This is a genomic window from Luteibacter aegosomatis, assembly GCF_023078455.1.
Lineage (GTDB): Bacteria > Pseudomonadota > Gammaproteobacteria > Xanthomonadales > Rhodanobacteraceae > Luteibacter > Luteibacter aegosomatis.
This window is the reverse complement of record NZ_CP095740.1, coordinates 3395727-3409115: the sequence shown is the minus strand read 5'-3', so window position 1 is coordinate 3409115 and position 13389 is coordinate 3395727. Positions and strand designations below refer to the sequence as shown.

Below are 13389 nucleotides of genomic sequence, written 5' to 3'. Positions count from 1 at the left end.
GACGGCCCCCGGGTTCGTCGTTTGCTATCGTCCGACCATGTCCGCCTTGCTTGTCCTCTTCGCCTGCCTCGCCCTCGGCATCCTCTGCCGATGCTACGCGAGCCTGCCCGACGGCATCGTCCCCGGCATCAACTGGTGGGTGCTCAACGTGGCCCTGCCGGCGCTCGTGCTGGCCCTCGTGCCACGCGTGACGTTCGACGCGCATCTCTGGCTGCCGGTCGCCGGTATGTACGTCACCTTCTTCGGCGCATGGATCGTCTTCGCCTCGCTGGGTCGCGTGCTCGGCTGGTCACGACAGCGCACCGGTTGCCTGGCGCTTGTCTGTGGCCTGGGCAACACCTCGTTCATGGGCTATCCGATGATGGAGGCCATGCACGGCAAGGAGGGCCTTTCCATCGCCGTGATCGCCGACCAGATGGGATGTTTTCCCTTGCTCGCGGCGGGCGGCATCGCGGTGGCTTCGCTGTATTCGGGCAAGGGCACCCGTGCGAGCGTCATCCTGCGCCGGGTGTTCACGTTTCCCGCGTTCCTGGCCTTGCTCACCGGCGTGGTCGTCGGTATCGCCGGGGGCTGGCCGGACGCCGTGGACCGTCTGCTGATGCAGGTGGGCCAGACCCTCACGCCATTGGCCCTGTTCTCGGTGGGTCTTCAATTCCAGCTCCACTTGCGTCGCGAACAGGTCGGTCCGCTCGTCGCGGGGCTCGGCTGGAAGCTCCTGCTGGCACCACTCGCCGTCTTCGCCCTGGGACGTGCGACGGGGATAGAGGGGCTGGTGCTGACCGTCAGCGTCCTGCAGGCGGCCATGGCGCCGATGATCTCGGCCGCCATTCTCGCCGACCAGCACGGGCTGGAACCTCGGCTGGCGAATACCGTGCTCGGCGCGGGCATCCTGCTGTCGCTGGCCACCGTGCCGCTGGGCAATCTGATGCTGGCCTGAGGCTTGGGTTTGCCGCGAACCGGCCGCACACTTGGCCACATGACCGAACACGCAACGACACCGGGCGTTCGCGCCGACGTGTGGCTCTGGGCCGCGCGTTTCTTCAAGACCCGAAGCCTCGCCAAGCAGGCGATCGACGGCGGCAAGGTGGAGCTGAACGGCACCACCTGCAAGCCGGCGAAGACGGTACACGTCGGCGATACCGTGCGGGTGACCCGCGGCGAGGAACGGCTCGCCTGTATCGTGCAGGCGCTCTCGGAAAAGCGCGGCCCGGCCCCGGAAGCCCGCAAGCTCTACGCCGAAACGGAAGAGAGCCTCGCCGAGCGCGAGCGCCAGCGCGAAGATCGCCGGCTGACCGGTGGGGCGCTGCTGCGCCCCGACTCCCGTCCCGACAAGCGCTCCCGCCGCCTGATCCAGGACCTGAAGAAAACCCTCTGAGGCAACGCTTGCCGTCGCAAGAAGCACCTACCGCTTCACGGTGAGGAGGTGTTCCGGCATGGGTGGGACGATCGCGAAGCGGCCACAGGCGCTCGGTCTGTTGTTCACGGCCATCACGATGTTTGCGGTGTTGGCGTTCGGCCTTTGCCGACCGGCCAATAACTGGGACCTGATCGGCTACGTCGCCGCGGCGTCAAGCGCGGACGGTCACCGGGGTGCCGATCTGAGCCGGGTGACGTTCGACAGCCTGGGCGCCGCCGTCGATCCGTCCACGTTCCAGTTGATGACCCAGCAGGACGACTACCGGCGGACCGTGTTTTCCGACCCCGTGTCGCTGTCTCAGCAGCTTCCGTTCTACCGGATTCGCGTGGCGTATGTCCGGACCCTGCGTGCGATCCATGCGGCGACCGGCATGGGTTATCCGAAGGCGACCCACGTGGTGAGCGCCGCATTCGCCGCCTTGTCGGTACTGTTGCTGGCGGCACTGTGCCGTGAGGTTGGCGTCCCGCTCGTGGCGGTGCCGGTGATCGCCGTGCCGGCGGGGATGCTGGACATCGCCAGCCTTTCCTCGCCCGATGCGATGGCCTGCGCGTTCGCGCTATTGGCTTTGCTCGCGCTTCTCCGGCGCAGCGGCTGGCTTGTCGTCGTCGCTGCCGTCCTGCCGCTGGTGCGCACGGATTTCGTGCTGCTTTCGGCTTTGTTATGCGCCCACGCCTTCATCGACTACTCGCGCGTGCGCGCCACGGTGGCGATGGCCGTGGCGGTTTCCACCTACCTGGCGGTATCGCATGGCGCTTACGGATGGCTCACGTTGTTCAACATGTCGTTCATCCACAAGTCGCCTTACCCGGCGACGCTCGCGCCGTCGCATGCGTTCGGCGATTACCTGAGGCCCTACGTGACGGCTGCGATGGGCCTGGCGATGCATCCCCAGGGGGCGATCTACGGTCTGGGAATATTCGTGGCAGGGTTCGGCAGGCAACCCGACGAAGCACTCGCGGACCGCACGCGTTTCATCGGGCTGCTGGTGCTGCCCGCGGTTTTCGTCGTTATCCACCTTGTCCTGTTTCCCGCCGCCAGCTTTCGTTTCTTCGTCTTCGCCGCATCGGCGATCATGGTATGGCTGATGGCTCGCGTGAGCGCGCCAGCCGGACGCTGATCATTCGGACAAGAACGATTCCACCGGCGCGAAGAACGCACCGGGCTGCTCGACCCACGGAAAGTGCCCGGACCGGTCGATGGCCACGAGGCGGGCCCCGTGGATGCCGTCGCGCAGGAATTCCGATTCCGCCAGGGGGCATACCGGATCCTGGCGGCCCTCCACGACCAGGGTCTTCGCGGTGATCTTGCCCAGGTCGGACAGCGGCGGTGCCTTGTCCGCGGCGGGCGACTCGTCGAACGCGCGATTCATCGACCTCGACATGGTATTCGTCAATTGGCGGACGATGGTCGGCGCGTCCTTGCCGGGGTCATAGACGTAAAAGCCCACGCGTTCGCGGAAATAGGTGGTGAATCCCTGGTCGTCGGAGGGCGCCTTGTCTCCGATGTGCGCGAGCAGCCAGGCGAAATCCGGGGATGCCTTCCTGCGCGCTTTCTCGGCATCGTAGGCGGGACCGGAATCCCCCGTGTAACCGAGCAGTTGTGAACCGACCAGCACGAGCTTGTCGACCTGCGCCGGATGCGTTTCCGCATACACGATGGCGATGGCGCTTCCGTTGGAATGGCCCAGCAGGTTCATCCTCGAAAGGCCCCAATACTTGCGCAGCCGTTCGAGGTCGTTCGCCAGGTCGAGGTTGCCCAGGTGCTCGTTCGCGCGCACCGGCGTCGAATCGCCGGTGCCGCGCGGGTCATATGTCAGCACCGTGAAGTGCGCCCGCAACGGCGCCAGCCCGTTGGCGAGGTAGTCCGTGCCGATCCCCCAGCCGGGTGCCTGCACCACGAGCAACGGCCCGTGTCCCGCCACGCGATAGTGAAAACGGAGGCCGTCCACGTCGGCGACGTGATCGCCCGGCGACAGACGATCCGGGGTCGTGGCGGAAACGGTCGTGGCGAGGGCCAGGGCGAGCCAGCCGGCGATCAGGATCTTCATCGGCGTATCCATGGAAAAGGAAGCCGATGCTGTCGTGGGAACCGGAAACCGTCTTGGCTGAAATCCGCCCCCCAATCCCCATCCCGGGCTGCTGACACGGGATGGGGGCGGGGGACGCCACGGAACCGGAAGATGGAGAGTCGTAAGGCCCCGTGAAACCTGAAGCATCGAAAGAGGAAGCGCCGCCACTATAGGCAGCCCGCGCCCCCGAGTGAATTCGATTGTTCAGATCGTGGCGATAGGGCGCCTCAATGCTTCAGCGCAGCATTTTCCGCAACTTATAGATCTGCTCCAGCGCATCGCGCGGGCTCAGGTCGTCCGGGTCGATGGCACGCAGGGCTTCTTCCACCGGCGAAGGCAACGGCGGCGCGAACAGGCCCATCTGAGGCGCCGGGGAGGGCGGGGCGGCGACGGCCGCCGTCACCTCGTGGCCCTGCTCGAGCGCGGCGAGGTAGCTGCGCGCATCGGCGATCACCGTCTTCGGCAAGCCGGCCAGCGCCGCCACCTGCAGGCCGAAGCTGCGATTGGCCGGCCCGTCCTTCACCGTATGCATGAACACCAGTTGCTCGCCGTATTCCACGGCATCCAGGTGCACGTTGGCGATGGTGCGGAATTCGCCCGCCAACTCCGTGAGTTCGAAGTAGTGCGTGGCGAACAGCGTGAACGCGCAACTGACCGAAGCCAGGTGTACGGCGGCGGCACGGGCGAGCGACAGGCCGTCGTAGGTGCTGGTGCCGCGGCCGACCTCGTCCATCAGCACGAGGCTGCAATCGGTGGCGTTGTGCAGGATGTTCGCCGTTTCGCTCATCTCCACCATGAAGGTGGACTGGCCGCGCGAGAGATCGTCGCCCGCGCCGATGCGGGTGAAGATGCGGTCGATGGGGCCGATGACCGCCGACGAAGCCGGTACGTAGCTGCCCACGTGGGCGAGCAGCACGATGAGCGCGTTCTGGCGCATGTAGGTGGATTTGCCGCCCATGTTCGGGCCGGTGATCACCAGCATGCGGCGGCCCTTGTCGAGCACCAGGTCGTTCGGCTCGAACGGTTCGTCGCGCACCTTCTCCACGACCGGGTGGCGGCCGCGTTCGATGCGGATGCCGGGCGCGTCGGAGAGTTCGGGCATGGCCCAGTCGAGCGTTTCGGCGCGTTCGGCGAGGTCGGCCAGGACGTCGAGTTCGGCCATCGCCGAGGCGGCGGTCTTCAGTTCGGGCAGGCGCTCGATGAGCTTGTCGAGCAGGAGTTCGTAGAGCGCGCGTTCGCGCATCAGCGAGCGCTCCTTCGCCGAGAGCACCTTGTCTTCGAACTGCTTGAGCTCTTCGGTGATGTAGCGTTCGGCGTTCTTCGTTGTCTGGCGGCGCGTGTAGTGCTGCGGTGCCTTGTCGGCTTGCGCCTTGGTGATCTCGATGTAATAGCCGTGCACGCGGTTGTAGCCCACCTTCAGCGTCGGAATGCCGCTGGCGGCTTTTTCGCGCTCTTCCATGTCGACCAGGAACTGGTCCGCGTTGGTCGAGAGGCGGCGCAGCTCGTCGAGTTCGTCGTCGTAGCCTTCGGCGAGCACGCCGCCGTCGCGCAGCAGCACCGGCGGCTGCGGCACGATGGCGCGGGCGAGCAGGGCGGCGGTGTCGGCGTGATCGCCGATGCGCTCGACGAGGGCGTGCAGCAGCGGGCTGTCGATACCGGCGATGTCTTCGCGCAGGGCGGGTGCGGCGGCCAGGCCGTCGCGCAGCGTGGAGAGGTCGCGCGGACGCGCCGAGCGAAGCGCCACGCGGGCGAGGATGCGTTCGAGGTCGCCCACGCCGCGCAGGCGCTCGCGCAGGCTGCCGTGGCGGCGGTGGTCGATGAGGCTTCCGATGGCCTGGTGCCGCCCGCGCAGCGTCGTGCGGTCGCGTAGCGGGCGGTTGAGCCAGCGACGCAGCAGGCGCGCACCCATCGGGGTGACGGTTTCGTCGAGCACGCCCAGCAGCGTGTTGTCGACGTTGCCGCTCTGGTGCGTATCGATTTCGAGGTTGCGCCGTGTGGCCGCATCCATCGCGATGGTTTCGCTGGCGTTCTCCACCGCCATGCCGGTGAGGTGGGGCAACGCGCTCTTCTGGGTTTCTTCCACGTAGCCGAGCAGGCAGCCCGCGGCGGCGACCGCCAGGGGCAGGGCATCGACGCCGAAGCCGCGCAGGTCTCGCGTCTTGAAGAAGCGGCAGAGTTCGCGGGTGGCCGCGTCGCCGTCGAAATGCCAGGGCTGGCGCTTGCGCAGGCCGGGCAGGGTGCTGACCAGCTTCGGCCAGGCCACGTCTTCGCTGACCAGCGTCTCGGCCGGTTGCAGGCGGGCCAGTTCGGCGGCGAGGCCTTCGGGTGAAGCCACCTCGGTGAGCAGGAAGCGGCCGGTGGAGAGGTCCACCCAGGCCAGGCCGTAGCCCTTCGGGCCGGCGGCGATGGACAGCAGAAGGTTGTCGCGGCGCTCTTCCATCAACGCGGCGTCGGTCACCGTGCCCGGCGTGACGATGCGCACCACTTCGCGCTTCACCGGCCCCTTCGAGGTGGCCGGATCGCCGATCTGCTCGCAGAGGGCGACGGATTCGCCCAGCTTCACCAGGCGGGCGAGGTATCCCTCCACCGCGTGATAGGGCACGCCGGCCATGGGAATCGGCGCGCCGGCCGACTGGCCGCGCTGGGTGAGGGTGATGTCGAGCAGGCGCGCCGCCTTGCGGGCGTCGTCGTAGAACAGCTCGTAGAAGTCCCCCATCCGGAAGAACAGCAGGATATCGGGATGCTCAGCCTTTGCCGCGAGGTACTGCCGCATGAACGGCGTATGCCCGGCGGCGGCCGAGATGTCTTCTGCTAAAGCCATGATTTTGCGAGGTTCCATGCCGAAGGCCCGCCAACCGTGGCGGGCCGGTCGTACATGATACCGTCGTTGGAACGGCGACGGTCCGGGTGTGCCGGCGCGCTTACCAGGGCAGGACGGCACCGTGGCGATCGACGAAGCGCAGGCCCGGCTTGCCCGCGTTGGCCTCGACCACGTCGACCACCAGGGGAATGCTGTCGGAAATGTCCAGCGTGGCATCCTGCGTGCCCATGTCCGTGCGTACCCAGCCCGGTGCCACCGCCAGCACGGCACGCCGGTCGCCGGGGTGGCGCGCGTGGAACGAGGCCAGCAGCATGTTCAGGGCCGCCTTGCTCGAGCTGTAGAGCTCCCAGAAGCCGTTCGCGTTGCCGATGCTGCCGATCTCCGACGACATGACGGCGATCACGCCTTTGCCGGCATCGACCTGATCGTGGAACAACTCGACCACGCGCATCGGGGCCAGCGCATTGGTGCGCATCATGTCGAGGAAATCGGCCTCGTCGACGTCGATCGGCGTGAGCTCATTGGCTTTAGCGATGCCGGCATTGACGAACAGCACGTCGAGTTTGCGTTTGTCCAGGCGGGCGTGAAGCGCGCGCACGGTATCCAGGTCGTCGATGTCGACGTGTTCATGTTCCAGCTTGCCGGGATGACGCGCGCGCAGTTCGTCAAGTCCGCTCGCCTTGCCTCGGGAGGTGGCGATGACCTCCCATCCCCGCGTGCAGAACTCCTCGGCGAGGGCTAGGCCGAGGCCCCTCGATGCGCCGACGATCAGGGCGGTCTTGCGTGCGGTCATGATGGGATCCTCCGGTCGTTTCGATAGACGGTCCCGTCATTGAAGCAAGGGTGGATCGACGACTGAAGTGACGGGTTGGAAAAGACCGATGACGTTTCGTCACGTGTGCGGAACGCCAGGCGTGCCCACGGCGGCGTCCTTTCGAAGTCGGATGCCAGGTCAATGGAAGACGATGGACACGCTGAAACTTGCACTGACGGCGGCAGGCCTGCGTTCCATCACCGCTCGCGGCACGTCGCTGGGGCCGATCGTCCCGGGGACTGTGCGTGCGATCGACGAGTCGGGTGTCAAGGCATGGGTGCACGGTCGAGTTGGAGACGGTGGCACGATTCGTACGCTCCAGAGCAACCGCAGTGCGTTTTCGGCATCAGCCTATGATTTGGGTTGTCGCCCACGGCTTATCGCGAGATTTTGCCAGCGGTTTCTGCCACCCTTGCCGCTGTCATGAGGGACGCTAAAGGGGATGGCGTGAGGGTTGGCATGGAGCACTGGAAAATCTGGGGACAACACGTTGCCGTGGCGGCCGCATACGCCGCTTTTTACCGGATTGCCTACGCGTTGAGCCTGGCCCATTGGGAGCTGACGGTCGGCTTTCGGCTGTGTTGCCTGTTGCTGGTGCCGATGCGGCTTTGGCCCGCCCTCGCGCTGGGAGAGTTCCTTCCCGTGCTGGAAAACGCCCTGGCCTGCATCGACGACTTCGGCCCTGCCTGGGCCCTGGCCGCCGCGGTGCCGCAAATCGTCGTTTGCATGGCCGGCATGAAACCTTTACGCCGCTGGGGCGCATTGCGCGACCCCGACGGTCGCCTGTGCATGGGCTACGTCGTCACGGCGACCCTGTGCTGCGCGGCGCTGAGTACCGTGCGCGACACGGCCTCCCTGTGGATTGCCCTGATGGCCCTGTCGACCGACGGCTCGCCTGGACCGTTGCTTTGGGTCGGTTTCAGCGCGTACATGCTCGGCGGTTACCTTGGCGGTCTCACCCTCGTGCCGACCCTCCTGGCGCTCCAGGACCGGTGGCGGGTCACGCCCTCGGTATGGGCGGTCCTGCGCAGTCCGCTGGTGCGGGACACATGCATGGGGGTGGCGCCGGTGCTGGTCGCCTTGACCTGGCTGGCCAACACCAGCGAGACGTCGGGTGCCCAGCAACTCGCGCGATTGGCGATGATCCTGCCGATGGTCGCCATGGCGTGGCGTTACGGGTGGCGCGGCACGGCGATGGCCGGCACGGGTGCGAGCATTGCCTTGGCGCTGACCAGCCACGTCGTGCGCGACCCGGCGGTCATCCATTGCCAGGTCGTCTTGGCTTTCGTCATGTCCGCGGGGTTGTTGGTGGGCGGCAAGCGCCAGCCTGCCGCCCACCCGCTGCTACGAGAGCGCTGACCGTCAGGGGCTGCCCTTGTTGCAGTTGATCGGATCGGCCTTGCAATCGCTCGACACCAGCATCAGGCGAGCTGTACCGTCCGGCTGCGGCGCGACAAACGCCTGGACGCCATCGCCCTGATAGACCTGCACCGACTGGCGGCTCGCCGGGGGTGGCAGGGGTTCGTCGGGGGTCGACAGGTTGCCCGCGTCGGTGCCGATGGGCAGGCCGACCAAGCTGTAGGGTGTTCGGGCAAAGGCCCCCCGAACCACCCCTTGGGCGTCGTTGATCTGGATGTATCGGGTCGAACCGCGCGCGAACACATACACATGCCAATTCGGATGGGTGCTGACATCGGTGGTGTTCGGCCACGATTGGCCGAGTCCCGTGGCCGGCGGAGCGGCGGCGAGGACGGGGCCGGCAAGCAGCCCGGCGAGCAGCGAGAGGGACGGCAGGGTGCGACGGATGTGCATAAGACCTCCATGGTCGGTTTGGTGCCCGGTAGCGTAGCGCGTGGTCACCACCAGCCATATGCGAATTTGGGTAAACGGGCCGCCATGGACGGCCACCCAGCCCGTTTGCCTGCCTGCCCCATGGATGCATCCGTCGTGGGGCTACCGCTGACAGGCGCTCAGCATCCGTGACGCTGTGGGCGGACTCGTCGAGCGCCATGGCACAGGTGCACGCGGAGTTGTTCGGCCTGACACACCATCCACCCCAGCCAAAGGCGCCGTGGCCCGCTTCCCACCGTGACGCGGCAGAAACGATGGGATGGAAACGACCGGTGACGTTTTTGTCACCGGCCGCCGCTTCGCGGGTCAGACGGCCAGTTGCGGCACATCCACCTTCTTCATCAGGCGCGAGGTGAAGTACTTGTCCTCGTAGTACCGGATCTTCTCGCACATCACCGGATGGGGAATGCCCTCGTAGAGGAACACTTCCTTCTCCGTGCCCATCGCCTTGAGTTCCTGCGGCAGCATCAGGGCGCGCTTCTCCTCGGTGTGGCTGCGGCTCACGTCGCCCTTCTTGCTCTTGGTGATGTTCTCGCGGCGAACCGTGGTGTAGCCGAGCATCTCCGAGTAGTCGTTGGCGTCCTGCTGCTCGCGCGGGGCGTAGACGATCTGCAGGGCATGGTTGGTGATGACGGTGCGCGACACGTCCTTGCCGTAGACGGCGTCGAGCTGGGCCATGCTCTGGATGATCGGCAGCAGGCGCACGTTGTAGCCGGCCATGTACGACACCGCCGAGGCGATGATTTCCACCTTGCCGATCGAGGTGAATTCGTCCATCAGCAGCAGGCACTGGTGCTTCAGTGCGGGGTTGTTCTGCGGCAGCTCCTTGGTATTGAGGTTGATGAGCTGGCTGAAGAACAGGTTCACGATGAGACGGCTTTCGGCCAGCTTGTTGGGCAGGATGCCGATGTAGATCGTCATCTTCTTCTTGCGTACGTCGGTGAGCAGGAAGTCGTCCTCGCTGGTGGCGGCGTCGAGCACCGGGTTGATCCAGGCGTTGAGAGGCTCCTTGAAGGTGCCGAGGATCGACGCGAACGTCTCGTTCGCCTGCGACAGCAGGTTGGCGAAAGCGGACTGCGCATTGCCGCTGAGGAAGGGCTCCTTCGACAGTCGTGTGTAGAGCTCGCGCAGGTCGGTGCCGTCGCCGGACGACAGGCGATAGACCATGCCCAGCGTCGGCTTGGTGCGAAGGATCATCGGCAAGCCGTTCTTCTCGTCGTGATCCCACTTCTCGCAGAGATAGAGCGTAAAGGCCATGAACGCGTTGCGCGCCTGGCTCACCCAGAACTTCTGGTCGTCGGAAACGTCGGGGTAGAGCATCGAGGCGATGCTCATGAGGTCGGACACGCGGAACGCAGGGTCTTTCGAGACGTAGCTCAGCGGGTTCCAGCGGTGCGTGCGGCGATCCTCCGCGAACGGGTTGAACAGGTAGATCTCCTGCCCCTGGCTGGCGCGCCAGCCGCTGGTGAGGTCGAAGTTCTCCTGCTTGATGTCCAGCACGACCACCGATTCCTGGTAGTCGAGCAGGTTCGGGATCACCACGCCCACGCCCTTGCCCGAGCGGGTCGGCGCGGCGAGGATCACGAACTGCTGGCCCGGCAGGCGGACGAGATCGCCCTTGAACTTGCCCACCAGGATGCCGTTGGGGGCGGGGGAGAGCATCTTCTTGCTGCGCAGGTCACCCGAGGACGCGAAGCGGGCGTCGCCGTGCATCGACTGCTTCTTCGAGCGGAACAGGAAATACGCCGCCACGCACCAGAGGATGAGCGGGATCAGGAAGCCGATGAAGCCGGCGGTCTTGATCTTCCAGACGTAGGGTTGGACTTCCTTGAGGTCGAGCGCGCGGGCGTAGCTGATGAAGGTGTTCCATGCCAGCGGCGTCTGTTTCATTCCTATGAAGGCCAACGTGAAGTAGCCAGCCAGGAACTCGCCGACGATGATCGCGACGATCAGCAGGCCGACGGCCAAATATCCCCTGTTTTTTTGCATGATTGAACCTTTAACGGAAGCTTTTATTTGGTATCAATGTACGAAGGGCGTAGTGTCTGCTTGTCCTCCCTTTGAGTCCCATTCGCCGGAATCCTTCGCTTGTGGACAAATGCGAAGATAATCGGTGAATGATTCTTCCTCATCAATGGTCCAATATCTTTCACTATAGGGATTGGGGCGGTTGCATTCCGGATTTAGCCAGAAGTTTCCGGTGTAGGGGGGCAACGGCTTCCAGCAGGGGTCGGGAGCCTTTAGTCCGTCGTGGCAAAAGAGAAAAGGATCGTTGGCGCGGAAACGTGTGCTGTCCGCAAAGGCGGAGGAAGACAGCAAGATTCCTAGAACAAGCAGATAACGATTCATGTTGGAAATCCTCGGTTATATGGTCGGTGCCGGTGAATGGCCTGGTGGATTTGCAGGTCGAAGCTGTTGTTGATCCGGGATAGATCTCTGTTGTTGATCGGCTAAGGTCCGCCATTCCGAGCTGCTTTGTTCAATGGTGGTTGATGTGGCTTTTTCGGTATCCACAATCGCAAATTTTTTCAACGGGGAGTTCATGTCCCCCTGTACGGCATACGCATGGGTGCTGTCGGGCGACAGAACGACCTTGTCTACGCGATCCAATCCATCTCTCTTGCTCGCCACTGTCAGCGAAGCGGCAATGCGGTCGCTTTTCTCATCCGACTTTCGTTGATGTTCATTATCAAGGCTGTACACCGCGGTTTGTGCCTGCTTGAAAAGCGCATGGCCAGGATGGTCAGGGTCATCGAGCCTTACCGAAGGCTTATCATGCTCGAACCACTCCTTCGGATGCGTCAGCGCATGCCACGCGCTCGATGCTTTCTCCTCGATGGCATGAATGCCTTCCCCGATCTCTTCCCTGACGTGCTGCACGCCTTCCTTCAGGTGTTCGAAGCCTTCTTCCACCTTGTGGACCACGTCTTCCACGCCGTGCTCGATGGCCTGCAAACCCTCGCCGACTTTCTCCAGCGCTTCGTGCTCGATGACGTCCTTCAGCTCGCCGATGGCGTGGGGGATTTCCCATGGCGCGGAGATACCCTTGCGGATGTCCATCACGTCGTCGCGGTAGCGGTCGACCATGCCTTCGTGGGCGCGGTAACGGGCCTGGCTTTCCTCGCTGAGGATCGATTGGCCGAGCAGCTTGCTGTCCGGGACGAAGTTGTCGATGGCGTGGGCGCTGAAGTCGGTGGCCTTGATCGGGTTGCGCAGGGAGAGCAGGCCGCTGTCGTCGCGGTAGCCCGCCTTGGTCAGCGTATCGATGTCCTGCTGGGCGGCGTAGACGCGCACTTCGCCGAAATGCGCACTGGCCGCGCTGACGAGATCGCCCGCGCGCACGTGATCGATCACCTGCGTGCCGCCCTCCGGAATGCCCTGGCGAAGGCCCGCCGCACCGTAGGCGTTGAAGGTTTCGCCCTTGAGCCCGAATTCGTACGCGCTGATCTCCGCCAGCGTGCCACCCAGTGAGTGGCCGGTGACCGTGATTTCCGGTGGCTTACGGCCTTCGTCCTCCGCGGCCTTGTTCACCTCGTTCATCACTCGCCGGGTAAAGGCGAGCGCGTCGGGCGTCTGCAGGTTGAGGCCGGTGAGTACCATGCCCGCGTCGACGCCGCCGTCGCGTACCGGCTGGCGGTCGAATTCCGTGCCGCGGAAGGCGACGATCACCTGCTGGGGCTGCACGTCTTCACGCACGTAGGCCTGGGCCTGGAAGCCGGTGATCGGGTCGTTGGCCGCGTCGAGCACGCGGTAGGTGATGCCGTCGAGCTTGACGGTCTGGTTGACGGCGGTGTCGTGGTACACGTCCTGCGAGAGCAGGGCGTAGTCCGTCGACCGCGGGCTCACGGCAGCCGCTCCGCGGCGTGGAGCGTGATCGAGAACGTGGCTGCGGCATCGTTGAACGCGCTGGTGTCGTTCGCGCCAATGTCGATGCGCTCGTTGTCGGCATGCTCGTAGGACTTCTTCGAGAAATACTTCACCACGTCGCGCTTGCCGAGGATGTCGTCCTTGTAGATGGCCGGGCTGAAGTTCACCTCGCGGTGATGGAAGTCGGCCGTGGCGCCGACCACGGCCCAATGGCACACGCCCTGGCCGAAGTAGTCTTCGTCCTGGAGGTAATCCATGTAGATCTCGCCGCGGAACCGGCCGTCGCCGCTCCGCGTGAACGTCACGGGAACCCGCTTGCGCGGTACCACGGTGGCGCCCATGACAGGCGTCATCGGCACGCAGGCGGGGTTGCTGACTTCGTAATCCACGTGACCGTCGATACGTTCGAAGGGGCCGGGCGCGCCGTGCACCGTGGCGGTGATCTCGTAGCGCATGCGCGGCTGCGGATTGAGCTTCACGTCGGGCTGTTTCATGGCTTCACCGTGGGCGGGTAGCGTCAGGAAAAGGGACAGGGGCAGGGCGATGGCACG

The 13389-nt window shown here is 65.0% G+C and carries 12 protein-coding genes; 4 read left to right on the top strand and 8 right to left on the bottom strand.

What is annotated here, in order from left to right:
* Window positions 1-37: 37 nt before the first annotated feature.
* Genes L2Y94_RS15365 through L2Y94_RS15355 form a run of 3 tightly spaced genes read left to right on the top strand, consistent with a single transcriptional unit; the run spans window position 38 to window position 2534 of the window.
* Entirely contained in the window at window positions 38-937 is a 900-nt protein-coding gene (locus L2Y94_RS15365; RefSeq protein WP_247368336.1) for an AEC family transporter, read from the top strand.
* 39 nt (window positions 938-976) lie between these two features.
* The gene (locus L2Y94_RS15360; RefSeq protein ID WP_247368320.1) at window positions 977-1375 is read left to right on the top strand and encodes an RNA-binding S4 domain-containing protein; all 399 of its coding nucleotides are present in this window, start codon (window positions 977-979) and stop codon (window positions 1373-1375) included.
* Window positions 1376-1433: 58 nt separating this feature from the next.
* Window positions 1434-2534, top strand: coding sequence for a hypothetical protein (locus L2Y94_RS15355; RefSeq protein WP_247368317.1), 1101 nt, complete (start codon window positions 1434-1436; stop codon window positions 2532-2534).
* Here the strand turns inward: L2Y94_RS15355 and L2Y94_RS15350 are convergent, their stop codons facing one another.
* From L2Y94_RS15350 to L2Y94_RS15340, 3 genes are all read right to left on the bottom strand, one after another.
* On the bottom strand, window positions 2535-3464 hold the full coding sequence (locus L2Y94_RS15350; protein WP_247368314.1) for an alpha/beta fold hydrolase: 930 nt from the start codon (window positions 3462-3464) through the stop codon (window positions 2535-2537). It lies immediately after the preceding gene.
* Window positions 3465-3720: 256 nt separating this feature from the next.
* Window positions 3721-6306: a DNA mismatch repair protein MutS gene (gene mutS, locus L2Y94_RS15345; protein WP_247368312.1), complete on the bottom strand. Its 2586-nt coding sequence runs from the start codon at window positions 6304-6306 to the stop codon at window positions 3721-3723.
* Between the two features lie 100 nt (window positions 6307-6406).
* Complete coding sequence (locus L2Y94_RS15340; protein WP_247368309.1) at window positions 6407-7099, bottom strand: SDR family NAD(P)-dependent oxidoreductase; 693 nt, start codon at window positions 7097-7099, stop codon at window positions 6407-6409.
* 480 nt (window positions 7100-7579) lie between these two features.
* Between L2Y94_RS15340 and L2Y94_RS15335 the strand changes: the two genes are divergently transcribed.
* Window positions 7580-8479: an MASE1 domain-containing protein gene (locus tag L2Y94_RS15335; RefSeq protein ID WP_247368306.1), complete on the top strand. Its 900-nt coding sequence runs from the start codon at window positions 7580-7582 to the stop codon at window positions 8477-8479.
* Window positions 8480-8482: 3 nt separating this feature from the next.
* On the opposite strand, the gene L2Y94_RS15330 is transcribed toward L2Y94_RS15335, so the two are convergent.
* From L2Y94_RS15330 to L2Y94_RS15310, 5 genes are all read right to left on the bottom strand, one after another.
* The gene (locus tag L2Y94_RS15330) at window positions 8483-8932 is read right to left on the bottom strand and encodes a hypothetical protein (RefSeq protein ID WP_247368303.1); all 450 of its coding nucleotides are present in this window, start codon (window positions 8930-8932) and stop codon (window positions 8483-8485) included.
* 345 nt (window positions 8933-9277) lie between these two features.
* Window positions 9278-10960 (bottom strand): type IV secretory system conjugative DNA transfer family protein, encoded by a 1683-nt coding sequence (locus L2Y94_RS15325; protein WP_247368300.1) that lies wholly within the window; start codon window positions 10958-10960, stop codon window positions 9278-9280.
* A gap of 33 nt (window positions 10961-10993) precedes the next feature.
* A complete protein-coding gene (locus L2Y94_RS15320) occupies window positions 10994-11320 on the bottom strand; it encodes a hypothetical protein (protein WP_247368297.1) in 327 nt (108 codons plus the stop codon).
* A gap of 15 nt (window positions 11321-11335) precedes the next feature.
* Complete coding sequence (locus L2Y94_RS15315) at window positions 11336-12817, bottom strand: XVIPCD domain-containing protein (protein ID WP_247368294.1); 1482 nt, start codon at window positions 12815-12817, stop codon at window positions 11336-11338.
* Window positions 12814-13332 (bottom strand): hypothetical protein, encoded by a 519-nt coding sequence (locus L2Y94_RS15310; RefSeq protein ID WP_247368291.1) that lies wholly within the window; start codon window positions 13330-13332, stop codon window positions 12814-12816. Before L2Y94_RS15310 ends, L2Y94_RS15315 begins: the two co-directional genes overlap by 4 nt.
* Between the last annotated feature and the right edge of the window lie 57 nt (window positions 13333-13389).